20 protein-coding genes and 1 tRNA gene are annotated in these 21,049 nt (G+C 41.9%); 16 read left to right on the top strand and 5 right to left on the bottom strand.

Going from position 1 to position 21,049, the window contains the following annotated elements; translation table 11 throughout:
* Window positions 1-2 precede the first annotated feature (2 nt).
* From FPL27_RS08875 to FPL27_RS08840, 8 genes are all read left to right on the top strand, one after another.
* Complete coding sequence (locus tag FPL27_RS08875) at window positions 3-1,382, top strand: MFS transporter (protein WP_143960755.1); 1,380 nt, start codon at window positions 3-5, stop codon at window positions 1,380-1,382.
* A gap of 194 nt (window positions 1,383-1,576) precedes the next feature.
* Entirely contained in the window at window positions 1,577-2,104 is a 528-nt protein-coding gene (gene hemG / locus FPL27_RS08870) for a menaquinone-dependent protoporphyrinogen IX dehydrogenase (protein WP_143960754.1), read from the top strand.
* A gap of 107 nt (window positions 2,105-2,211) precedes the next feature.
* Entirely contained in the window at window positions 2,212-2,748 is a 537-nt protein-coding gene (locus tag FPL27_RS08865; RefSeq protein WP_143960753.1) for a GyrI-like domain-containing protein, read from the top strand.
* Between the two features lie 77 nt (window positions 2,749-2,825).
* Window positions 2,826-3,179, top strand: a complete 354-nt coding sequence (locus tag FPL27_RS08860; RefSeq protein WP_143960752.1) for a GyrI-like domain-containing protein — start codon at window positions 2,826-2,828, stop codon at window positions 3,177-3,179.
* Window positions 3,180-3,357: 178 nt separating this feature from the next.
* Window positions 3,358-4,122 carry a creatininase family protein gene (locus FPL27_RS08855; protein WP_143960751.1) on the top strand — a complete coding sequence of 255 codons (765 nt, stop codon included), beginning with the start codon at window positions 3,358-3,360 and terminating at the stop codon, window positions 4,120-4,122.
* Complete coding sequence (locus tag FPL27_RS08850; RefSeq protein WP_143960750.1) at window positions 4,119-4,694, top strand: GNAT family N-acetyltransferase; 576 nt, start codon at window positions 4,119-4,121, stop codon at window positions 4,692-4,694. The genes FPL27_RS08855 and FPL27_RS08850 overlap by 4 nt, the downstream gene beginning before the upstream one ends.
* Window positions 4,695-4,697: 3 nt before the next feature.
* Complete coding sequence (locus FPL27_RS08845) at window positions 4,698-5,252, top strand: DUF4269 domain-containing protein (protein WP_143960749.1); 555 nt, start codon at window positions 4,698-4,700, stop codon at window positions 5,250-5,252.
* 12 nt (window positions 5,253-5,264) lie between these two features.
* The gene (locus FPL27_RS08840) at window positions 5,265-6,125 is read left to right on the top strand and encodes a type 2 periplasmic-binding domain-containing protein (protein WP_143960748.1); all 861 of its coding nucleotides are present in this window, start codon (window positions 5,265-5,267) and stop codon (window positions 6,123-6,125) included.
* A gap of 365 nt (window positions 6,126-6,490) precedes the next feature.
* On the opposite strand, the gene surE is transcribed toward FPL27_RS08840, so the two are convergent.
* The 4 genes from surE to dnaG form a co-directional block, all read right to left on the bottom strand.
* Complete coding sequence (surE, locus tag FPL27_RS08835; protein ID WP_143960747.1) at window positions 6,491-7,273, bottom strand: 5'/3'-nucleotidase SurE; 783 nt, start codon at window positions 7,271-7,273, stop codon at window positions 6,491-6,493.
* Window positions 7,274-7,912 (bottom strand): hypothetical protein, encoded by a 639-nt coding sequence (locus tag FPL27_RS08830; RefSeq protein ID WP_143960746.1) that lies wholly within the window; start codon window positions 7,910-7,912, stop codon window positions 7,274-7,276. It abuts the gene before it with no gap.
* A 103-nt stretch (window positions 7,913-8,015) separates the two neighbouring features.
* Window positions 8,016-9,251, bottom strand: coding sequence for a bifunctional 3,4-dihydroxy-2-butanone-4-phosphate synthase/GTP cyclohydrolase II (locus FPL27_RS08825; protein WP_143960745.1), 1,236 nt, complete (start codon window positions 9,249-9,251; stop codon window positions 8,016-8,018).
* An 83-nt stretch (window positions 9,252-9,334) separates the two neighbouring features.
* The gene (gene dnaG / locus FPL27_RS08820; protein ID WP_143960744.1) at window positions 9,335-11,269 is read right to left on the bottom strand and encodes a DNA primase; all 1,935 of its coding nucleotides are present in this window, start codon (window positions 11,267-11,269) and stop codon (window positions 9,335-9,337) included.
* Window positions 11,270-11,425: 156 nt separating this feature from the next.
* Here dnaG and FPL27_RS08815 point away from each other — a divergent pair, with 156 nt between their 5' ends.
* From FPL27_RS08815 to FPL27_RS08790, 6 genes are all read left to right on the top strand, one after another.
* Window positions 11,426-12,520 (top strand): Mrp/NBP35 family ATP-binding protein, encoded by a 1,095-nt coding sequence (locus tag FPL27_RS08815; RefSeq protein WP_143960743.1) that lies wholly within the window; start codon window positions 11,426-11,428, stop codon window positions 12,518-12,520.
* Window positions 12,521-12,524: 4 nt separating this feature from the next.
* On the top strand, window positions 12,525-12,773 hold the full coding sequence (locus FPL27_RS08810; RefSeq protein WP_143960742.1) for a NifU family protein: 249 nt from the start codon (window positions 12,525-12,527) through the stop codon (window positions 12,771-12,773).
* Window positions 12,774-12,797: 24 nt separating this feature from the next.
* Complete coding sequence (locus tag FPL27_RS08805; protein WP_143960741.1) at window positions 12,798-15,869, top strand: T9SS-dependent choice-of-anchor J family protein; 3,072 nt, start codon at window positions 12,798-12,800, stop codon at window positions 15,867-15,869.
* Window positions 15,870-15,983: 114 nt separating this feature from the next.
* On the top strand, window positions 15,984-16,751 hold the full coding sequence (locus FPL27_RS08800; RefSeq protein ID WP_143960740.1) for a PASTA domain-containing protein: 768 nt from the start codon (window positions 15,984-15,986) through the stop codon (window positions 16,749-16,751).
* 66 nt (window positions 16,752-16,817) lie between these two features.
* On the top strand, window positions 16,818-18,659 hold the full coding sequence (locus FPL27_RS08795; protein ID WP_143960739.1) for a T9SS type A sorting domain-containing protein: 1,842 nt from the start codon (window positions 16,818-16,820) through the stop codon (window positions 18,657-18,659).
* A 2-nt stretch (window positions 18,660-18,661) separates the two neighbouring features.
* On the top strand, window positions 18,662-18,970 hold the full coding sequence (locus FPL27_RS08790) for a rhodanese-like domain-containing protein (RefSeq protein ID WP_143960738.1): 309 nt from the start codon (window positions 18,662-18,664) through the stop codon (window positions 18,968-18,970).
* Window positions 18,971-19,062: 92 nt separating this feature from the next.
* Here FPL27_RS08790 and FPL27_RS08785 read toward each other — a convergent pair.
* Window positions 19,063-19,136, bottom strand: a tRNA-Ile gene (locus FPL27_RS08785).
* Window positions 19,137-19,306: 170 nt separating this feature from the next.
* On the opposite strand from FPL27_RS08785, the gene FPL27_RS08780 reads away from it, so the two are divergent.
* A complete protein-coding gene (locus FPL27_RS08780; RefSeq protein WP_143960737.1) occupies window positions 19,307-19,939 on the top strand; it encodes an HAD family hydrolase in 633 nt (210 codons plus the stop codon).
* Window positions 19,932-21,047 carry a site-2 protease family protein gene (locus tag FPL27_RS08775; protein WP_143960736.1) on the top strand — a complete coding sequence of 372 codons (1,116 nt, stop codon included), beginning with the start codon at window positions 19,932-19,934 and terminating at the stop codon, window positions 21,045-21,047. Before FPL27_RS08780 ends, FPL27_RS08775 begins: the two co-directional genes overlap by 8 nt.
* Window positions 21,048-21,049 lie beyond the last annotated feature (2 nt).

The following is a 21,049-nucleotide window of genomic DNA, read 5'->3' as shown; positions in this document are numbered from 1 at the left end:
GTATGGCAACACTCGTGGAAAAGAAAAAATTGAGCTTCTGGCAGATCTGGAACATGAGTTTTGGATTCCTAGGTATACAGATGGGTTTTGCTCTCCAAAATGCCAATGCTAGTAGAATTTTACAGACCTTCGGAGCCGATGTAGAGCACCTTTCCTTGTTTTGGTTAGTGGCTCCCATCACCGGAATGATTGTTCAGCCTATTATAGGGTATTATAGTGATCGAACTTGGACTAGGTTAGGACGTAGAAGACCATATTTCCTTATCGGGGCGATATTGGCAGCAATAGGCTTGATTCTTATGCCAAACGCCTCTCTCTTCGTGGCCTATCTTCCGGCCCTTTGGGTTGGGGCAGGCTTTCTGATGATCATGGATGCCTCCTTCAATGTTGCCATGGAGCCTTTCCGTGCACTGGTTGCGGACAAGCTTCCAACAGATCAACGGACTTTGGGATTTTCAGTTCAGACACTTTTGATAGGACTAGGTGCTGTATTAGGCTCTTGGATGCCGTATATTCTGACTAATTGGTTTGGAGTGGCCACCACAGCAGAAGAAGGGGTTATACCTCTGAACGTGATCATGGCATTTTTTATCGGCGCAATGATTTTGGTTGGCTCCATTCTTTGGACCGTTTTGCGGACCACCGAATACACTCCAGAAGAGCAGGCAGCTATTGATGGGCCTACCTTAGACAAACACAAAGCAGAATCCAAGGGTATTTTAGATATATTCACTGATTTTTGGAAGATGCCGGAGACCATGCGACAACTTGGCTTGGTTCAGTTTTTCTCCTGGTTTGCTTTATTCTCTATGTGGGTGTTCACCACTCCTGCCCTCGCCCAACACGTTTGGGGTTTGGCTCCTGGAGATAGAAGTTCATTGGCTTTTAATGAGGCAGGCAACTATGTAGGAGTGATCTTTGGGGTTTACAATTTGGTATCGGCCATTTTTGCTTTAGCCCTTCCCGTGATTGCGGCGAAAATAGGCAGAAAGTGGACACATGCTGTATGCCTAACAGCGGGGGGATTAGGTCTAGCTTCAATAATGCTTATTACCGATCCATCCCAGGCTTGGATGCTAAACATTTCTATGATAGGAGTCGGAATTGCCTGGGCGAGTATTTTGGCCATGCCTTATGCAATCCTAGCGGGTTCTATTCCCTTGAGAAAGATGGGTGTGTATATGGGTATTTTCAACTTCTTCATTACTGCGCCTCAGATTGTGAATGGGTTTTTTGGAGGATATATTGTGAAATATCTCTATGGTGGACAGGCGATATATGCTATTCTTTCGGCGGGAATCATTCTATTTATCGCAGCAATATGTGTGATGTTTGTTGAAGATAAGGATGATGTGGTAATTGTGGAAGATTCAGTTGAATAACCTCGAGGTTAAAACCACAGAGGCACTGAGGGCACAGAGGGTTGAATGAAAGCATAACAAAGTTAGAAAAATGTGAAATGTAAGAAGTGAAAGGGATGGACACCTTTGCTTTGGTATAGAAATAGCCGTAAGGGGGATAGCCTTTGCGGCTATTTTCATTAAGTTTAGGTATAGATTTAATTTTTAACCAAATCATGTCAGCTAAAACCTTGATTCTTTATTCTAGCGTGGATGGACAAACTCTGGATATCTGTGGGAGAATCAAAATACATCTTGAAGAGAAAGGACACGTTGTTAATTTAATTTCGATCCAAAACCCGCCATCAAGTCTAACTGGTTATCAAAAGATAATTTTGGCGTCGAGTATCCGGTATGGAAAGCATAACCAAGAATTATCTGCATACATCAATGAGCACCATGTATTGCTCAATCAAAAACCCTCAGCATTTGTATCAGTAAATTTAGTAGCACGAAAAGAAAACAAGACTAGTGCTGAGACAAACCCTTATGTCAAAAAATTCTTATCCCAAATTGAATGGAAACCTACTATGGTCGGGGTCTTTGCAGGTAAATTGGATTACAGTAAATATACTTTTGGAGACAAGTGGCTCATCAGATTGATCATGTTGCTCACTAACGGTCCAATTTTCCCTCCCATAGCTATGGAGTTTACTAATTGGGAAAGGGTTAAGGCATTTTCTGTTAGCTTCTCAAAGTTATAGAAATGAAAATTTAACTTTTCCGATACCAAAAAGGTTAAATATGAGTATTTAGGAATAGTATCTGTTTATAACTTGCAATACAGAGGAAATCAAAACCGAAACTCAAAATGGAAGAATTAAACCTTAGACTCATAAATGTAGAATCTTTTAAGGTAATAGGAATCACTTCTGAAGACTGTTGTGATTTTAATGAGATGATTTTCGAGGATACATGCGGGAAGGTTTGGAGGAAGTTCATTATGGAAAAAGTTTCAGGAAGAATACCAAATAAAATTGATGATAAAGTGTACGCAGTATATTTCGATTATCCAGAAATCAACGCAAAAAAAGCTAGCTATTTGGTAGGGTCAAAGGTTTCTGCTGATACAGAAGTACCAAAAGGAATGAAATGCCTGACTGTGGAAGGTGGCACTTACTTGAAAGTCACCACCACTGATAAGGTTCCTGAATGTCATACCGATACATGGAAAACTATTTGGGCTTCCCACATGGCCCGAACTTTTAAAACGGATTTTGAGGTTTATGACACCGATATCCAACATTGGAGAAGTGCCAACATGGATGTTTTTATTGGCATATCTTTAAGTGCCGCCCAACTTGAGGGGCTTCCTGGATACATACAAAATAACATATCTTATCATTGAATCTTTCTTTTTTATACACCAGACTTTCGTCTGATTATTTAATTCATTAACTTATTTGTCTTTATAAAGGTCTCTAAATGAAAAAGCTTAAACTTGAAATAGTACACATCAGAGATTTCCCCGTGGTGGGAATTGCCACAAAATGCATAAGTCATAACGAAAAATCTGATTTTTATGACAACTGTGACGATTTATGGGAAAAAATTGTCACCGAAGGCTCCTTGGATAAAATCCAAAATAAGGTAAACGACAATGTAGTGGCAGCATATCTTAATTATGAGACAGACCATAGTAAGCCTTTTGATTTTGTAGTAGGTTGTCAAGTCTCAAATATTGATACAATCCCTGAAGGAATGCAGGCTTTTGAAATGGAAAATGGAGTATATCTAAAGGTACGTTCAAGTGAAAAAATAACGGAATGTCACTCGTAAACTTGGCAGCAAATCTGGGAATCAGATATTGACAGAAAATTCAAAACAGATTTTGAAGTTTACAGCAGTGAAATTCGAGATCGGAAAAATGCAGAAATGGACATATACATTGGTATAGAGGGGAAATTGAAAACTTTACAGGAATTACCCGAACATATAGAGGATATATTTCACGCACATGAGTAGACCATATATTTTGGCGGAAAGCCACTGGAAAGACCTTCAAACTTTTCGTTTTGATTTGGCTGTGCTCCCCTGGGGGGCCACTGAGGCACACAACTACCACCTTCCCTACGGAACAGATAATTACGAATCAGAGCACATCGCTGCTGAAGCTGCCAGAAAAGCCTGGAAAAAAGGTACGAAAGTCACTGTGTTGCCAACCATCCCTTTTGGGGTCAATACGGGTCAGAAAGACATCTACCTGGATATAAATCTTAACCCTTCTACCCAGATGGCCATTCTGGACAATATCATAGAGGTGTTGAACAGGCAGGGACTTAAAAAATTATTGATTGTTAACAGTCACGGGGGAAATGACTTTAAAACTTCCCTAAGAGAGTTAGGGTTAAAGTATCCAGACATGTTTTTGGCCACCTCTAATTGGTTTAGATCAATGGAAAAGGAAAAATACTTCGATCAAGATGGTGACCATGCTGATGAAATGGAAACCAGCCTGATCATGCATCTCGCCCCGGAACTAGTTCTACCATTGGAACAAGCAGGTGAAGGCAAAGAGAAGAAAAACAGGATTAAAGGTTTTCGCGAGGGCTGGGCATGGACTGAACGAAATTGGCCGCTTATCTCCAAAGACACCGGAGTTGGCAACCCAAAGGCAGCTTCTAGGGAAAAGGGCCAGCGTTTTTTCAATGATGTTACCGACAAACTTTCAGAATTATATATTGATATTGCACACGCGGATCCTAAAAATCTATACCAATGAAATGTGACCCTAGATACCTTGACTTCAATCTTAACCTAGATGGTGATATGGTAAGACTACGGCCCATGCGGCTTGAGGACATGCCAGAATTCCAAAAACTGACCTCGGGTGCGGACTGGAAATATTTTACGCACGATCTTTCTGATGAGAGAGAATTGGAAATGTGGCTTCTGGAAGGATTAAAACTTAAGGAATCGAAGCAAAGAATTCCATTTACAATTGAAGATAAGGTTACAGGAGAAATAATAGGCTCAAGTAGTTTTGGAAACATCAGTTTACGAGACCAACGGATCGAAATAGGCTGGACCTGGCTATCCACTTCCGCTCGGGGCAAAGGTAATAATGCAGACATGAAGAAAGCCATGCTAAATTATGCTTTTGGAAAGGTGAACTTTTGGAGGGTAGAGTTTAAAACTGATGTGCTTAATCAAGTAGCGAGAAAGGCTTTAGAGAAACTGGGAATAGCCGAAGAAGGTGTTTTGAGAAGCCATACCCTAATGACCAAAGGTCGCCGCAGAGACACCATATACTATGGAATTTTGGCAGATGAATGGAGAGATCTTAAAGAGTAATATATGTATCCCTTTAATACAATAGAGTATCTACAGCATGGAACATTCCGTCAGCAACAAGTTTATAAGTTACTGACCGACCATCATGTAATGGTCAAACTTCAACCTTATAATCCAATATTGGTTGGAACCATTCCTTTGGCTATAGATATCCCCAAAAGTGACTTGGACATCATATGTGAAACCCAAAATCCTGAACAATTTAAGTTAGACTTAATTGACAAATTTGGGAAAGAAAAGTGGTTTAGTCTAAAGAAAGTTGAACTCCATCAAAAACCCACCACAATATGTCGGTTTGAATTAGAGGGATATGAAATAGAGGTTTTTGGCCAGGACCTTCAAACAGAAAAACAGCTGGCTTTTAGGCATATGATTATAGAATATCATATCCTGAAAAAATTCGATGATGATTTTAAGGAAAAGATAATAGAGTTGAAAAAAGAGGGAATGAAAACAGAGCCGGCCTTTGCAAAATTGTTAGGTCTTGAGGGTGATCCTTATTTAGCGCTATTGGATTACCAATTGAAAAAACATGAAGACGATTTCGATTTTTTGTAACCCAGTGATTCAATGAAAGACATAACGATAACCGGAGTACCTGAGCATTTTAATTTTCCTTGGAAGAAACTAGTAGAAAAGCAACCCTTTAAATTTAATGTAGTTTGGAAGGATGAACCAAAAGGTTCAGGTGCTATGGTTCAGTCCCTTCAAAAGGGGGAAGCAGACGTCGCTATCCTGCTGACTGAAAGTTACATAAAGGCTAAGATTGAAAAACTAAACGCCACAGCAATTGGATACCATGTCAAAAGTCCATTGACATGGGGCATACACGTCCCTGCCAACTGTGAAGTTTCGGAGTTGACGGAACTTCAAAACCATCCCTTTCTAGTCAGCCGCTTAGGTTCGGGATCACATTTGATGGCCTTTTTACTGGCCAAGCAGAGAGGATGGCCTTTTGACAATTTAAAATTTGAGGTAATTGGAGATCTGAATGGGGCAAGAGAAAGTTTTCGTACCAATCAGCCGCAGGCCTTTCTCTGGGAGAAATACACCACCAAGCCTTATGTGGACAATGGGGAGTTTAGGCGGATTGGTTCCATCCCTACTCCATGGCCATGTTTTGTGATAGTGGCAAGTCAGAAAGCACTTGAAAACTACGAAAACGAATTAAAACAGCTTCAGAAGGGCCTATATGAAACTTCTGCTGAGCTAAAGGATGAGGACTCCCTTGCGGAAGACTTGAGTATTTATTATGATTTAAAACTTGATGATATCAAAGCTTGGTTGAAAGACTTGAATTGGGCCACGGATCCTGACATGGAAAAAATCACTCTGATCAATACCATGACCATTCTCGAAGAATTAAGTTTAATCGAACAGGAACTTCCCCCAAAAGAACTGGTGGATTTAAATTTTGTAAAATTGACATAAAAATTATGAGAGGCTTTCGAAAAGCCTCTTTTTTATTTAAACACATCTTCTGAGAAACACCTTAACTAAGTAAACCTAAAATCTATATATAATTACACATAATTACTCAAACCCAAAACAATCAACTAGTATTATACAAATACACAATCATTACACAACCAATAACCAACCAGTACCAGACTATTTTTAGACTGGTTCAACACTGGTCTTACACTGGTTAAAGACTGGTTTAAGGGTAATTATATAACCAGTTTAAACTCTAGAAAAGTAAGAAAAAAGATTACTTTGGGGAGGATAAGCTTAAAAAGGAAAAGAGGCCGATTATAAAATCGGCCTCTTTGATGGTATATAGTTTTTCAAATAATTCACTTCATTTCCTCCCAATCCCAATCTTCATTAAGTTGGGTGATGGCATGGTGAGCGGTCATATCAAACTGACAAGGTACTATTGAAGCAAAATTGTTTGCTATTGCCCATTCGTCATTGTCTTCGCCTTTGTCGAAATTGACAAAGTTGCCCGCCATCCAGAAATACTTTTGCCCATTGGGGTCATATCTTTCCTTAAACTCTTCCTGCCACTTTGCTCGAGCTTGACGGCAGAGTTTTACTCCTTTTATAGCTTCATTGCGTTTTGGCGGGAAATTGACATTTAAGGCAACTCCTTTAGGCATTCCATTATCCAAAACTTGCTTGGCTATTTTATAGACAATTTCTTCTACGTGGGAAAAATCAGCCTTGGAGCTGTAGTCACAAAGACTGAATCCTATGGAAGGATAACCTTCGATTGCGCCTTCAATAGCAGCTGACATTGTTCCTGAATACAAAACGCTGATGGAGGTATTGCTACCGTGGTTGATACCACTCACAATAAGATCAGGAGACCTATCCTTTAACACATAGTGCTTGGCTAGCTTAACACAATCTGCGGGAGTACCGCTTGATTTGTAAGCCAGTACATCGTCAAAGATTTCCTCCTCTACTAATCGAAGTGTATTTCCAATTGTAATGGCATGCCCCATGCCTGATTGGGGACTATCGGGGGCGACTACTACGACATCCCCGAGTTTTTTCATAATATTTACTAGCACACGAATTCCCCTAGACGTGATACCGTCATCGTTGGAGACCAAAATAAGCGGTCTTGACATTTAAGATTCTTTTAATTTATTGTAATATGAGGTGATTCTTAACAGGTCGCCACGACGATCGTGGTTCAGCCTGTTTTTCCTGATAAAAAGCTTGACTTCCGAAGACTTGTCGTCCATAATGTTCAACAGCTCTTTCCTCTTCTGACTGTATTTCTGAATTTTTCCTTCCTGAAGGAAATAGAAATTGAAGGCAAGTTTGTTCACTCCCATCATCGGGCCTCCCCACATTGGATTCATATACATGCCTCCCATGCCCATACCTCCCATTCGGTTATCAACTGTGATAAATTCTCTACAAAGAAGAGTCAGGTTATTGCCATCCACCAGAAGTTCAAAAAACACAGGAACTTCGTAATCAGGATTCATGGCATAGGGCAAACTGTAAAAAGTCCTAATGCCGCCATAGTACTCATCATAGATTTCAAAATACTCCAAAGAAGTTGCGTTGAAGGTTTCAATGGTGTTACCTTTCCTCTGAACCGTGTTGGTTTCCAGATCATACTTGATGGGTCCCTCGAGGATTTCCCCATCAATCAAAAAGAGACGTCCTTCATGCCATACTTGGCTAGGAAACTCCTGAGCCTGCACGAAGGATACGCTAATTAGGGTGAGTAAGACTATATAAAAGTATTTTTTCATTTTGGATGATTTTTATACCTACATAACGAAGTAAACCTCAGAAAAGTTAGGAGAAAATACGATTTTATGGTCAAAACAAAGCCCGGTGTCCCGGGCTTTGTTTTTACTTGATTTTATCTATCTCTTTTTTTAAAATGGTATGCCCCATTTTATCGCGTTTGGTTTCCAAATATCTGGTGTTGTGAGGATTGGGAATCACTTCCAGAGGTAAGGAATCAACAATTTCCAGCCCATAACCGAGCAAACCTGCCCTCTTGGTGGGGTTATTGGAAATCAGTCTGATTTTGGAAACCCCTAGGTCTCTCAAAATTTGCGCTCCAACACCATAATCTCTTTTATCGGTAGGAAAGCCTAAAGCAATATTTGCCTGAACGGTGTCCATCCCCTGTTCCTGAAGTTTGTAGGCTTTCAATTTGTTAATCAATCCAATGCCTCTTCCCTCCTGGTTCATATAGATGATGACCCCTTTTCCTTCTTTTTCTACCATTTCCATGGCTGTGTGAAGTTGGGAACCACAATCACAACGGCAAGATCCGAAAATATCTCCGGTTATACAGCTGGAGTGAACCCTCACCATTACAGGCTCATCCTCTTCCCACTCCCCTTTGATAAGGGCAAGGTGGATTTCGTCTGTATTGGTTTGTCTAAATGCAATTAAGTCAAAATCCCCCCATTCAGTCGGCAGATCTACTCCGATTTCCCTCTTGATAAGGGTATCGTTTTTAAGTCTATATGCGATGAGATCCTTGATTGATACCAGTTTCAAATCAAATTTCTTGGCTACCTCCACAAGATCCGGTAGGCGCGCCATGGTACCGTCCTCGTTCATGATTTCCACTAATACCCCACCTGGAGCAAATCCTGCAAGTCGAGCTAAATCCATTGCTGCCTCAGTATGGCCTGTTCTTCTCAAAACACCACCCCTTTTGGCTTTAAGCGGAAAAATATGGCCAGGTTTACCCAAGTCTTCCGGTTTTGTATCCGGATCTACCAAAGCCTTTATGGTTTTGGCTCTGTCACTTGCAGAGATCCCGGTGGTACAACCGTGACCGATCAAATCAACAGAGATAGTGAAAGGGGTTTCGTAAGTAGCGGTATTTTTGCCAACCATCAATTCCAAACCTAATTCGTCGCAACGGTCCTCAATGAGGGATGCACAAATAAGTCCTCGGCCATGGGTAGCCATAAAATTGATGATCTCAGGAGTAACTTTTTCTGCAGCACAGATGAAATCACCCTCATTTTCACGATCTTCGTCGTCCACTACAATGATGATTTCCCCGTTTTTGATTGCCTCAATTGCCTCTTCAATGGTATTGAGCTTAAATTCTTCTGCCATAATATTTTTTGAAAGATCGAAATTCGAGTGCAAAAATACACTTCTTATCCACTAAAACCGACTAAAGCGATTTTTAGTTTGGTTTAATTTGAGATCACTGTCCCGAAATACTTGTCTATTTCCCCCTGAAACTTCTTTAACTCTTGATACACCCCAAGTAATTCATCTAACTCCTCTTCATTGGCTATCTTTATCTTGAGCTTAGTTTCGTCAATCATCTTTTTCAACACATTCCTTTTTAGTCTCAAAACTGTATCATAAACAGTTTTGCTAAGATTGTCGCTTTCTCTTGCCGTGAATATCTGATGCTTTTTCTCCCAGGATTCTGATAGCTCATGTTTTTGAGATATCATTCCCACAATTACAGATTTCGCTTCAGCGTCAGGAGTATGAAGGAAATATTCCGCAGTGGGCAATTCACCCTTGGCCAAAGCTTGCTTATACCGAACCAGTATCTTCTGAAAGACTGGAGTCTCAAAACTTAAATCAGAAATTTCCTGCAACAAGTATTCGCAGACATGAAGGTCATCACTCACTTTTTCAAACCCGTATGAAATCAACAAGCGCAAAGTTTCCCCCTCCTGTGCGGCTAAGATTTCTTTGGGTGGTACCTCTTGCTTGGCTACCGGCAAAAGATCCTCAAAAGGAATATCAGCGGCACTTGCCTCCTGTTCCCGTTGTGCTTTGAAGGCAGCATCTTTTTCACCCTTGAGCAGGATTTTGTTCAGTTCGGCCAATACAATATCCTCCTCAATACCGAGCAGACGACCGGATTCCTTCACATAAACAGTCCTTATAATCGGATCGGGAATTTTGGCGATACTCTGAACTACTTGCCTGATAACGTCGGCCCGCTTGATGGGGTCTCCCTCCGCCTCTTTAGCGTAAAGGTCAATTTTAAACTCAATGAAATCACGAGCATTGTTTTTCAAGTATTCCTGAAAAACCTCCCCTCCTACTTTTCTGGAATAACTATCGGGGTCATCCCCGTCAGGGAACACAACTGCTCTAACATTCAGTCCACCTTCCAGCAACATGTCAATTCCGCGCAAGGAGGCTTTTATGCCTGCAGCATCTCCGTCATATAGTACGGTTACATTATCCGTAAAGCGCTTGATCAATTTGATCTGTCCCTCGGTCAATGAGGTACCGGATGAGGCCACCACATTTTGTATACCTGCCAAGTGCAGAGAAATTACATCGGTGTATCCCTCTACCAAATAGCAATTATCAGCTTGTCGCATGGCCTGCTTGGCCTGAAAGAGACCATAGAGGACACCACTTTTGTGGTAAACCTCCGTCTCGGGAGAGTTGATATACTTGGGTTGCTTTTTGTCTTGGGTTAGAACTCTGGCCCCAAAGGCTATCGGCTTGCCTCCTAGATTGTGTATGGTGAAAATGACTCGGTTTCGAAACCGGTCGTAAATTCTGGATTTGTCGTCTTCCTTTTGAAGCACCAGGCCTGCTTTAAGTAAGATATCCTCACTGTGACCGGCTTTCTTGCCCGATTTGAGCAGATGATCCCAGCTGTCCATCGCATAACCCAGGTCAAACTTTTCGATAATTTCCTGGGTAAATCCTCTTTCTTTGAAATAGCTGAGTCCAATGGACCTGCCCTCCTCGCTCTGGAGGTTTTCTACAAAAAGGTTTTTGGCAAAATTTAGGGCAATGTAAAGGCTTTCACGTTCATTGAAAGCTTGAATGTCCTCCGGCGTGGTGGCTTTGTCCTCTTCGATTTCGATTCCATACTTTTTGGCTAGATGCCGGATGGCTTCGTTAAAACCGATGCCTTCCACGTCCATGACAAACTGAATTGGATCGCCAGCCTTGCCGCAGCCGAAACATTTGTAAATCTGCTTGGCTGGGGAAACGGAAAAGGATGGTGATTTTTCATTGTGAAAAGGGCAACATGCCCAAAGGTTTTGGCCTTTTTTCTTGAGGGGCACATAATCGTTAACCACATCCTCTATATCCGCTCTTTCCTTTACTTTCTCTGTGGTGCTGTGACTTATGGCCATAAATTATTTCAATCGAAGAATTAAGGCATAAAGATAAAAAAAAAATGCTTAACCCATGATGGGCGATTATGGAACAAATACCGAGGATTATTCCTTATTAAGTTTTAAAAAAGCATTTATAAGAAGTAAATTGCGCCTCAATTAGCTAGCAAAAGAATGAGTATCAATAAAGAACGCGTTTTTAAGGCTCTATCCACGGTAGAGGATCCGGATTTAAAGAAAGATCTTGTCACTTTGGGAATGATCCAAGATGTCGAAATTGACGAAAGTAGAATCAGTTTCAAGGTGGTGCTCACTACACCAGCCTGCCCACTGAAGGAAGTGATCAAAAACAATTGTTTGGAAGCTATAGAAAAAGAATTCGGCCCAGAAGTCGAAATAGATATTTTCATGACTTCCAACGTGACCACTGCCCGTGACAATGCCCCATTAATCCCTCAAGTCAAGAACATCATCGCCATTGCCTCGGGAAAAGGCGGTGTGGGAAAATCAACCTGTTCTGCCAACCTCGCAGTGGCTCTTGCTCAAACAGGCGCTAAGGTTGGTTTGATCGATGCTGATATTTCCGGCCCATCCATACCAACCATGTTCAACGTGGAAGGTGAGCAACCGGCTGTGAAGCAGGAGAATGCCAAGAATATCATCATACCTATTGAGCAATATGGGGTTAAATTGATATCAATTGGTTTTCTGACTCCTGCCGATAGTGCAGTGGTCTGGAGAGGCCCGATGGCTAGTTCAGCCCTACGGCAGTTTATCGCTGATGTGGAATGGGGAGAATTGGATTACCTACTCATTGACCTTCCTCCTGGCACTTCAGACATCCATTTGACCATGGTACAAACTATTCCGGTCACCGGAGCAGTAATTGTGACCACACCACAAAAAGTGGCCATTGCTGATGCTACTAAGGGTCTTACCATGTTCCAGCAGCCGCAAATAAAAGTTCCTATATTGGGTGTTGTCGAAAATATGGCGTATTTTACACCTGAAGAATTGCCTGACAACAGATATTACCTATTTGGGAAAGAGGGAGGAAGAAAACTTTCCGCTAAATTTGATGTTCCATTTTTAGGGGAAATACCTATTGTGCAGAGCATAAGGGAAAGTGGAGACAGCGGTTACCCAGCTGTATTCAAGGAAGGAATAACCCAAGGAGCATTTATGGCCCTAGCCGAAAATTTGGCCAGACAGGTAGCCATCAGAAATGCTGATAAAAGTAAAACAGAAATCGTACAGGTAAAAGCATAAGAAAATGCAAATAGAGTTGAAGGAAAAAATTGAAGGGGCTTTGGACAGTATCCGTCCATATCTTGAGGCAGATGGCGGCAACGTTAAAGTAGTGGGTTTGAGCGAAGACATGGTCTTGCAGCTGGAGCTTACCGGAGCGTGCAGCAGCTGCCCCATGTCCACCATGACTTTGAAGGCAGGGGTGGAAGAAGCCGTGAAGAAGGCAATCCCTGAGATCAAACGTGTGGAAGCCGTAAACATCACTGTGGCTTAATAGCGATTATTTAATTAGTCTTGAATGAAAAGGATATTACTGATTTTTAGGATGAGATTGGTCTTATCCTTTTTATTTTTACTTTTAGGCTTTCAGGGCCATTCCCAGCAGATTTTAAGTACCGCTCCAGTACACCAGCACGACGAAAAATGTGCGGCGACATTTATTGAGCAAAAGCAGACTGAGGCCATGGGTATCTATGGCAGCCAGGAATATTTTGAAACCTGGATGCAGGGTCAGCTCAAAGAACTCAAACAAGCCCCCCAGTTACGAACTACACAAGACGACATCAGAACCATACCCGTGGTCATCCATGTGATCCATAATGGTACCGCAGTGGGTGATGGCGCAAATATACCTAGGGCTCAGATTGAAGCCCAAATCAGAACTCTGAATGAAGATTTTCGCCGAACAAATCCGGATGCTGTGGACACTCCTGCAGAGTTTCAGGGAGTAGCGGCCGATTCCAGAATTGAGTTTGTTTTGGCTCAGGAAGACCCAGATGGTTTGCCTACTACCGGAATCAACCGAGTACAGGGATCTTCGGATACCTATGCACCTCAGGACGCCAGCCTGATTTCAAGTCTTGCCCTCTGGCCACCTGAGGAATATCTCAATATCTGGGTGGTTCGATTATCTGCTCCGAATATAGGGTATGCATCTTTTCCCATTTCTGATCTTCCTGGATTGAATTTTCCTCCCACCACTAGAGAGTTGGATGGGGTAACCGTTGACTACAGATACTTTGGTGAAGGGGGAAACGCTATCGGCAATGTACGGGGAAGAACACTTACTCATGAAATTGGGCACTTCTTAGGACTTAGACATACCTGGGGAGATCCTCCTGGGGGCACCAGTGGTTGTGATGTAGATGATTTCGTGGACGATACTCCCAATCAACAACGGGCAAATACCAGCTGTACCTCCTCAGAGGTTTTCACTTGTGACTCACGGGACATGATTGAAAATTACATGGATTATACTCCTGACCGTTGCATGAACCTTTTTACGCAAGGACAGGCGGAAAGAATGTGGGTAGTATTGGCAAATAGCCCCAGAAGAGTCACTTTAGTTAATAACAGAGCAACCACCCCACCTGCAGGCCTACCACCTTACAGCTTGGTAATTAGAAGATTAATTCAACCGAGTGATTTCATATGCGACACTCCCCTCAATCCTCAAATAGAGGTACAAAACATTGGAGAAAGCACCATAACTTCCCTAAGAGTTGAAGTCCGGGTAAATGGCGGCACCTCCTACAGACAAACACTTACTACAAACCTTCCTACTGGAGATAGAACCACTCTTACTTTTAACCCCGTGGATCTAAGTCCTTCCAGTGACAATACTTTTGAGTTGGAAATAATTGAAATCAATGGATTGGACGCTGATGTCAATGTGAGCAGTAATTTAGTAAGCAGCACTCCTATTTTGCAGAATGGTTTGCCTTTACCTTATGCATACTCTCCTGGTGATTTCGAATCTACTTGGTCTATCAGAAACGATGACAATAGATTTACTTGGGAATCTCAAGCCCTTAATATTTCGGGAGTAAGTCAAGAGGTTATATTCATTAGAAGCTTTGAATATGAACGCATCGGAGAGCGGGATTTCTTCATATCCCCGCCAATTGATCTAAGCGATATTCCAAATGCACAAATGACCTTTGATCTGGCATATGCACCATATCCACAGGAAGGACTGGAAGATAGGCTTTGGATTGCGGTTTCTACAGATTGTGGAAACACCTTTGACTTGTTCAATGCACCTTACAGAAAAGAGGGTGTTCAACTTCAAACAACTGCCCCCGAACAAAACGAATTTGTCCCTAATTCTGAAGACCAGTTTAGAAAAGAGATCCTTAACCTTAGCCAATACGAAGGTGAACCAAATGTGCGGATAGCATTTGTAAGTCTAAATGGCTACGGTAATAATATCTATATCAAAAACATCAATATCACGCCAACAGAGGAGCTTGAATACAACCTTAGCTTAAACAGGCTTATCAGCCCAGGTCCAGTAGTTGATGGAAGTCAGGAGAGCCAGGTATTAGAGGTCACAAACATAGGTAATTTACCAGTCTCATCCTTCATCCTATCCCGACAGGTAAATAGTGGTGGCGTTCAGAGCTTTATCGCTCAGGGAGAAGCAGTTTCTGTGGGAGAAACTGCCCAGATTAACCTGCCTGCCAGTAATTTTGGCAATGGAACCAATAGACTAAACTTGGAAATTAGCCAACCAAATTTTGACCAAAATGAAGGTAATGTATCCCGATTGACCCGATTCATCGTGCAATCACCTGATACGGTACGGGCTCCATGGCGAAAAGACTTCAATCAGGGATCGCTTGCCCCATGGGTGATAATTAATCCAGAAAACAATTTGGGAGCATGGCGATTCTTCAGCCTATCAGGCCGAGACAATCCGGAAAGAGTCATGGAGTTGGCTAATATGGTAGAGGGGAATAGTTATTGGTTGGCAACTCCGAAGTTTGATCTCAGCAGAACAGGGGCGGCAAGCGTTTTCTTCGATAAAGCATATAGCCATCAAGGAGGGAATGCGCGCTTTAGGGTTTTGATCACCAATGATGGTGGCACCACCTATAATGAAGTATTTACCCAAGTAGGCTCTGAAATCGCCTCCATCGAAAGTGCTGGGGGGGTCAACCCCAATAATCCTGAAGACTGGACTAGAGAGTTTGTGGATCTTTCCGAATTTACGGGGAGGGGAAATGACAATATTAGAGTTGCCTTTGTGGTGGATCAGGCAAATGCGACCACATCCCCTATTTATGTAGACAATATGGAGTTGTTTTTCACAAGAACTTCTGACCCGGTGATTCCAAATGTGGGCACATCCATATTGTATCCAAATCCAGCGGTTGATGTCTTTAACATAGGCTTCAATTTCGAAAGTTTTGAAGATGTAAATATCAAGATTATAAACCTATCGGGAAAAGTGCTTCACGATGTCAACTATCCAAATACTTTGAACCAGACTTATACCTTCAGTACACAGATGTTCTCAAAAGGCGTATTTATCATTAAGATAACCAGTCCTTCTATCAACGATACAAAAAGGCTACTCATTCAATAATTGGATTTTTTAACCCAGGATCCATACTTGAAAAGTCTCCAAAACGTATTATTCATATAGTAAATGGAAATTCAATTAAATAGGTATAAATTTACCTCTTCATAACATTATAAGATGAGTACTTTAAAAGCAGCATTAAAGAAATTAGGATTACATACTTTATTGATTTTCGGGGCCCTTTTTATACTACTGATCGTTTTCTTCAGAGTATATCTACCTAGCTACACCAATCATGGAGAAACGGTAACCGTACCGGATCTACAAGGCTATGCTTACGAGGAGTTGCAAAACATCATAATCAGTAAAGACCTTCGCTACGAAATCACCCCTGATAGCGGATTTATGGCCGAGGCCAAGCCACTGGCTGTTTTGAAACAATATCCAAGAGCCGGTTCTAAAGTCAAGAAAGACCGGAAAATCTATATTACTTTGAACGCTAAAAATGCCCCATTGATCAAAATGCCAAACCTGGTCAATACACCGTTGAAAAACGCCCAAGAAATCATTGCCAATCACGGATTGGTGAGGGGTGATATTGTATATGTCCCAGATATCGGGACCAACGTGGTATTGGAGCAAAAATATAGAGGTAGACCAGTAAAAGAAGGGTTTGAAATCAGCAAAGGGTCTCAGATCGACTTAGTCGTGGGTGATGGATTGGGTAAGCAAAACTTATCGGTTCCAGATCTATTGGGTATGGATGAAACAGATGCAGAATTCCTGATCATAGGTTCTGGACTGCGGATGGGCCGCATAGCCTATGTGGAAACGGACACGGTGCCTAAAGGCACCATCGTGCAGCAATCTCCACCTGCTGGCATCAATGCCAAGACTGGAGAGATTATCGATATCTGGATTTCTGAAATGGAAGAGTATAATTGAGATGGGAGATGGGGCTCCTGCCTGCTGGTAGGCAGGCAGGAGCGAAGACCTAAGATTTGGTAATAAATGAAAAGACATGGATACATAGGTTTTTTGTTGTGCTGTACTTTTTTAATTTTCTTTTCTGAAAATGCAAAAGCCCAGTTACAGCAACTTCCTGTGCCCCATGAGAATTCCAGTAATAGGACCCCACAGCTTAGAGTTCAGCAAGAAAATCTTACTTTACCCTTTTGGGATGACTTTTCTTCCGGCAATCTTGACACTGCCAAGTGGGAAAACAGCGGAACACGAGTTTCGCGATCAGTTGCCATAAACGCCATCACCCAAGGCGGCCTTATTCTAGATGGCAGTGATGAAAGGGGTGCTCCCTACTCCACCAGGATGCGTGAACAGGGACTGGGAGACCAACTGACCTCACTTCCTTTTGACCTTTCAGGCCTATCGGAGGAGCAAATTTCAACACTTTATTTGAGCTTTTATTTTCAAGCCGGAGGTAAAGCTGAATTTCCCGATGGGGATGACTTTTTAGAGGTGCACCTGTTGGATACATTAGGTAATTGGCAGATGGTGTGGGAAATGCCAGGGGGAGACCTTACACAGAGGGAGGTTTTTACTCAGGCTTTTATCCAAATTCCTGAAGCATTTGCCCATGATAATTTTAGATTTAGATTCCAAAACCGAGGAAGGCTTTCTGGTCCATTTGATGCTTGGATCGTGGATTATATATTTTTAAATACAGGCAGAAATCCCGCAAACACTCATTTTCCCGATAGAGCGCTTACAAAATTGCCCTCCTCCCCTATGGGAAGATATGTTGCTGTTCCTTATTTTGAATATCAAAATCATACAGAACTATACTCAGGAATAATTGCCAGCCAATTTCACAATCTTGACAACAGGTTCCGGGCCATGGAATACACAGTGCAGTTGAGAAATGCGGAGACTGGTGGAATTATTCAAAATATCAACTCTGATACTCCATTTAACCCAGTACCTTTAAGTAGGGAACGAAGGGATTTTATAAGTAATCCTTTTGAGGAACTTGAGACAGACCTTACCGAGGGGGTAGATTTAGAAGCGGTAATTTATTTGACCACAGGAGACAATTATCTGATCAATCAGGTAATTGGCCAGGACACGGCATTTCATACCCAGGTGGATTTTAGGGTGAATGATACAATAAGGCAAATCATTCCTCTAAGGGATTATTTTGCCTATGACAATAATTCCATAGATTACGCAGCAGGCATTAACCAACGAGCCGGGATGTTAGCCGTTAGGTTTGAAATGGAGGAAGAGGCGTATGTGAACGGGGTGAGTATCAATTTCACCAACTTTGTACAGATCGGAAGTCCTGTTGAGATTTTGGTCTGGACCTCTTTGGATCAGGAACCGATCTATGCAAGGGAAAGGACCATCCCACAGAAGGAATCCTTGCGGGAAATCAGCTATTTTGACTTGGATACCTTATTGCATGTTCAAGGAGAGTTCTATGTAGGGTACAGGCAATTCACCAATGATTTTATCCACGTGGGTCTTGATAAGACAAATGATAGCGGAGAGGTGATCTTTTATAACGTCACCGGGGCTTGGGCCCAAAACCAAATTGTAGAGGGTTCATTACTAATACGTCCACACCTTACTCAACAGGGGCCTGAAGAGACGATAGATGTACCCCTTGAAACGAAGCTTAGGGCCTACCCTAACCCTGTGACCGAAAGGTTGATATTGGAAGGTGCTACCGGTGATGTAATGGTTTATGATTCCTTTGGGCGCCAAATACAGATCAACATAACTGAGAGTGACAGTGGGAAAGTTTTGGATTTTATAGGAAAGCAAAAAGGCGTATATTTGATACGGACATACATTAACCAAAAACCAACATCAGTAAGAATTTTAGTGAAATAACCATGGAAGATATCAACGTACAAGAGCTTAAAGAAAGACTAGAAAAGAAAGAAGAATTTGGGTTTGTAGATGTGAGAGAGGAGTGGGAATATGAAGAGGACAACTTAGGAGCCTTGAACATTCCCTTGAGTCAGCTTCCACATCAATTAGACCAAATCGATGATTATAAGAGTAAGGAATTGGTAGTGCACTGCCGTTCGGGTGCCCGTAGTGATAACGCCAAGAAGTTTTTGCAAACCAAAGGCTTCAGCAAAGTCCGCAACTTACTGGGAGGTATCAATGCCTACCGAGAGCTTGAGGAGAAAGGATGATATTGAGATCCCCATCAATGAGATGGGGATATTTTTGTTTAAAGCCTATAGGATACAGTCAAAAAAAGCCGCTTAATTCCTTAAGCGGCTTGTGGGCCCACCTGGGCTCGAACCAGGGACCTCCTGATTATGAGTCAGAAGCTCTAACCAACTGAGCTATAGGCCCTACATTTTTATTCTAGTGACCTCCTGCCCCGAAAGCTTTCGGGGGATTCAGAAGCTCTAACCTCCCGAAAGCTTTCGGCAGAACTAGAGGCCCGGGACAAGATTAATAAAACCTTGCTTTTGGGACTGCAATGTTACATATTTGAATTGAAATTAACAACAATTTGTAGCATGAAAAAATTACCTGAAGTAGATTTTTTAATATTCGATCTGGGCAATGTTATCATTGATATCAATATCCCGCTTACTGTCAATTTGTTAAAACAAAACCTGCACAATACCGAACATATTCTTGCGGAGGATTTTTTCAAGTCCGAAATCCATGCTGATTTTGAAACCGGACGAATTGCTGAACTAGAATTCAGGGATTTGGTGAGAAAATCGTTTTCAAAGGACTGGGAAGACCATTTGATTGATGAAATGTGGAATTCACTTTTAATCAAAATCCCTCAGGAAAGGATCGACTTGCTACGTGAATTGAAATCAAACTACAAAATATGCATGTTGAGCAACACCAATTCCCTCCACTTTAAAAAAGTGGAGGAAATATTGCTCAGGGATTGTGGACTGCAGGGTTTTTCAAGTATCTTCGACAAGCTGTTTTTAAGTTATGAAATGGGTTACAAGAAGCCCGATCCTGCAATCTACCATGAAATGGTCGCCCAGCTAGATACTCAGCCAAGCCGTTGCCTATTCTTTGATGATTTAAAGGATAATCTAAAAGGCGCTGAAATAGCAGGTTTAAAAACGTATCACGTTGACCACCCAGATGCCTGGGTGGGCTATTTTAAAAATAATGTATAGTAAAAGAGATTATTTTAAACACACCATATTATTCCTTCTGACCCTTGTAGCTACCACCTTGGCCGGTGGTGAGTGGATTTATGGCAGATCTGTACTTTCCAGCGAATCCCCGCTGACTTGGGAGTATTTTCTGAAGTCGCTTCATTTTTCAATTCCTTTCATTGGAATTCTGCTTATTCATGAATTGGGACACCTATTTACTTCCATCCACCATAAGGTAAAATCTAGCTTACCCTATTTTATTCCAGGCTGGCTGGGGTTTATAGGAGCGCCATCCATCGGGACTTTTGGAGCAGTGATCAAAATCCAAGATGTGATCTCTAGCCGGAAAAAGTTCTTTGATATTGGCGTAGCTGGACCTATTGCTGGTTTTGTAGTCGCAGTTGGTCTTTTGGCTTATGGTTTCACAAATCTTCCTGAGGCTCATTACATCTATGAAATCCATCCCGAGTATTTGGAAAGCAATCAGGCAGAGGAGTCTGAGGGGGAATTGATGAAGGTAACCTTTGGGTATAATCTCCTTTTTTATGGAATGGAAAAATTGCTGGCCGACCCAGAAAAGATGCCAACTATGGACGAAGTCCACCATTATCCTTACTTATTTGCAGGCTTCCTTACCCTCTTCTTTACAGCTTTAAACTTATTACCAATTGGCCAATTGGACGGAGGGCACGTGGTTTTTGGACTTTTTCCGAAACATCATAAAATCATCACCATCACGGCCTATTGTCTCTTCATATTTTATGCTGGATTGGGCATGGTAAGCCCCTTCGATGATCCAAACTATCTGATGTTTGCCCTGCCCCTTTATATAGGCTTTATTTACATCTGTCTCCGAAAAACTAGTATGGCCAACCAAACCAAATGGGTGCTTACCTTGGGAATCGTAGCCATCCAGTATTCTATAATATTTATCAATCCGGAAGCTTTGGGTTATAGCGGATGGTTGTTTTTTGCCTTTATTCTGGGAAGGGTGTTGGGAATCGAACATCCCTCTGTCAAGGACAAAAGGCCACTTTCTCAAAAGCAAAAACTTATCGGATGGGCAGCTGTGGTAATATTTATCTTATGCTTTACGCCAGCTCCATTTATGCTTGAAATAGAGTAGCT

The organism is Litoribacter populi, from assembly GCF_007483685.1.
Taxonomy (GTDB): Bacteria; Bacteroidota; Bacteroidia; order Cytophagales; family Cyclobacteriaceae; genus Litoribacter; species Litoribacter populi.
The sequence above is the reverse complement of the archived record's forward strand: the minus strand, read 5'-3'. Positions and strand labels throughout refer to the sequence as shown.

What these genes read in the sequence shown, in the direction of transcription:
- FPL27_RS08875 (WP_143960755.1), top strand. Translation starts at nt 3, where the DNA reads ATGGCAACACTCGTGGAAAAGAAAAAATTGAGCTTCTGGCAGATCTGG.
- hemG (WP_143960754.1), top strand. Translation starts at nt 1,577, where the DNA reads ATGTCAGCTAAAACCTTGATTCTTTATTCTAGCGTGGATGGACAAACT.
- FPL27_RS08865 (WP_143960753.1), top strand. Translation starts at nt 2,212, where the DNA reads ATGGAAGAATTAAACCTTAGACTCATAAATGTAGAATCTTTTAAGGTA.
- FPL27_RS08860 (WP_143960752.1), top strand. Translation starts at nt 2,826, where the DNA reads ATGAAAAAGCTTAAACTTGAAATAGTACACATCAGAGATTTCCCCGTG.
- FPL27_RS08855 (WP_143960751.1), top strand. Translation starts at nt 3,358, where the DNA reads ATGAGTAGACCATATATTTTGGCGGAAAGCCACTGGAAAGACCTTCAA.
- FPL27_RS08850 (WP_143960750.1), top strand. Translation starts at nt 4,119, where the DNA reads ATGAAATGTGACCCTAGATACCTTGACTTCAATCTTAACCTAGATGGT.
- FPL27_RS08845 (WP_143960749.1), top strand. Translation starts at nt 4,698, where the DNA reads ATGTATCCCTTTAATACAATAGAGTATCTACAGCATGGAACATTCCGT.
- FPL27_RS08840 (WP_143960748.1), top strand. Translation starts at nt 5,265, where the DNA reads ATGAAAGACATAACGATAACCGGAGTACCTGAGCATTTTAATTTTCCT.
- surE (WP_143960747.1), bottom strand. Translation starts at nt 7,273, where the DNA reads ATGTCAAGACCGCTTATTTTGGTCTCCAACGATGACGGTATCACGTCT.
- FPL27_RS08830 (WP_143960746.1), bottom strand. Translation starts at nt 7,912, where the DNA reads ATGAAAAAATACTTTTATATAGTCTTACTCACCCTAATTAGCGTATCC.
- FPL27_RS08825 (WP_143960745.1), bottom strand. Translation starts at nt 9,251, where the DNA reads ATGGCAGAAGAATTTAAGCTCAATACCATTGAAGAGGCAATTGAGGCA.
- dnaG (WP_143960744.1), bottom strand. Translation starts at nt 11,269, where the DNA reads ATGGCCATAAGTCACAGCACCACAGAGAAAGTAAAGGAAAGAGCGGAT.
- FPL27_RS08815 (WP_143960743.1), top strand. Translation starts at nt 11,426, where the DNA reads ATGAGTATCAATAAAGAACGCGTTTTTAAGGCTCTATCCACGGTAGAG.
- FPL27_RS08810 (WP_143960742.1), top strand. Translation starts at nt 12,525, where the DNA reads ATGCAAATAGAGTTGAAGGAAAAAATTGAAGGGGCTTTGGACAGTATC.
- FPL27_RS08805 (WP_143960741.1), top strand. Translation starts at nt 12,798, where the DNA reads ATGAAAAGGATATTACTGATTTTTAGGATGAGATTGGTCTTATCCTTT.
- FPL27_RS08800 (WP_143960740.1), top strand. Translation starts at nt 15,984, where the DNA reads ATGAGTACTTTAAAAGCAGCATTAAAGAAATTAGGATTACATACTTTA.
- FPL27_RS08795 (WP_143960739.1), top strand. Translation starts at nt 16,818, where the DNA reads ATGAAAAGACATGGATACATAGGTTTTTTGTTGTGCTGTACTTTTTTA.
- FPL27_RS08790 (WP_143960738.1), top strand. Translation starts at nt 18,662, where the DNA reads ATGGAAGATATCAACGTACAAGAGCTTAAAGAAAGACTAGAAAAGAAA.
- FPL27_RS08780 (WP_143960737.1), top strand. Translation starts at nt 19,307, where the DNA reads ATGAAAAAATTACCTGAAGTAGATTTTTTAATATTCGATCTGGGCAAT.
- FPL27_RS08775 (WP_143960736.1), top strand. Translation starts at nt 19,932, where the DNA reads ATGTATAGTAAAAGAGATTATTTTAAACACACCATATTATTCCTTCTG.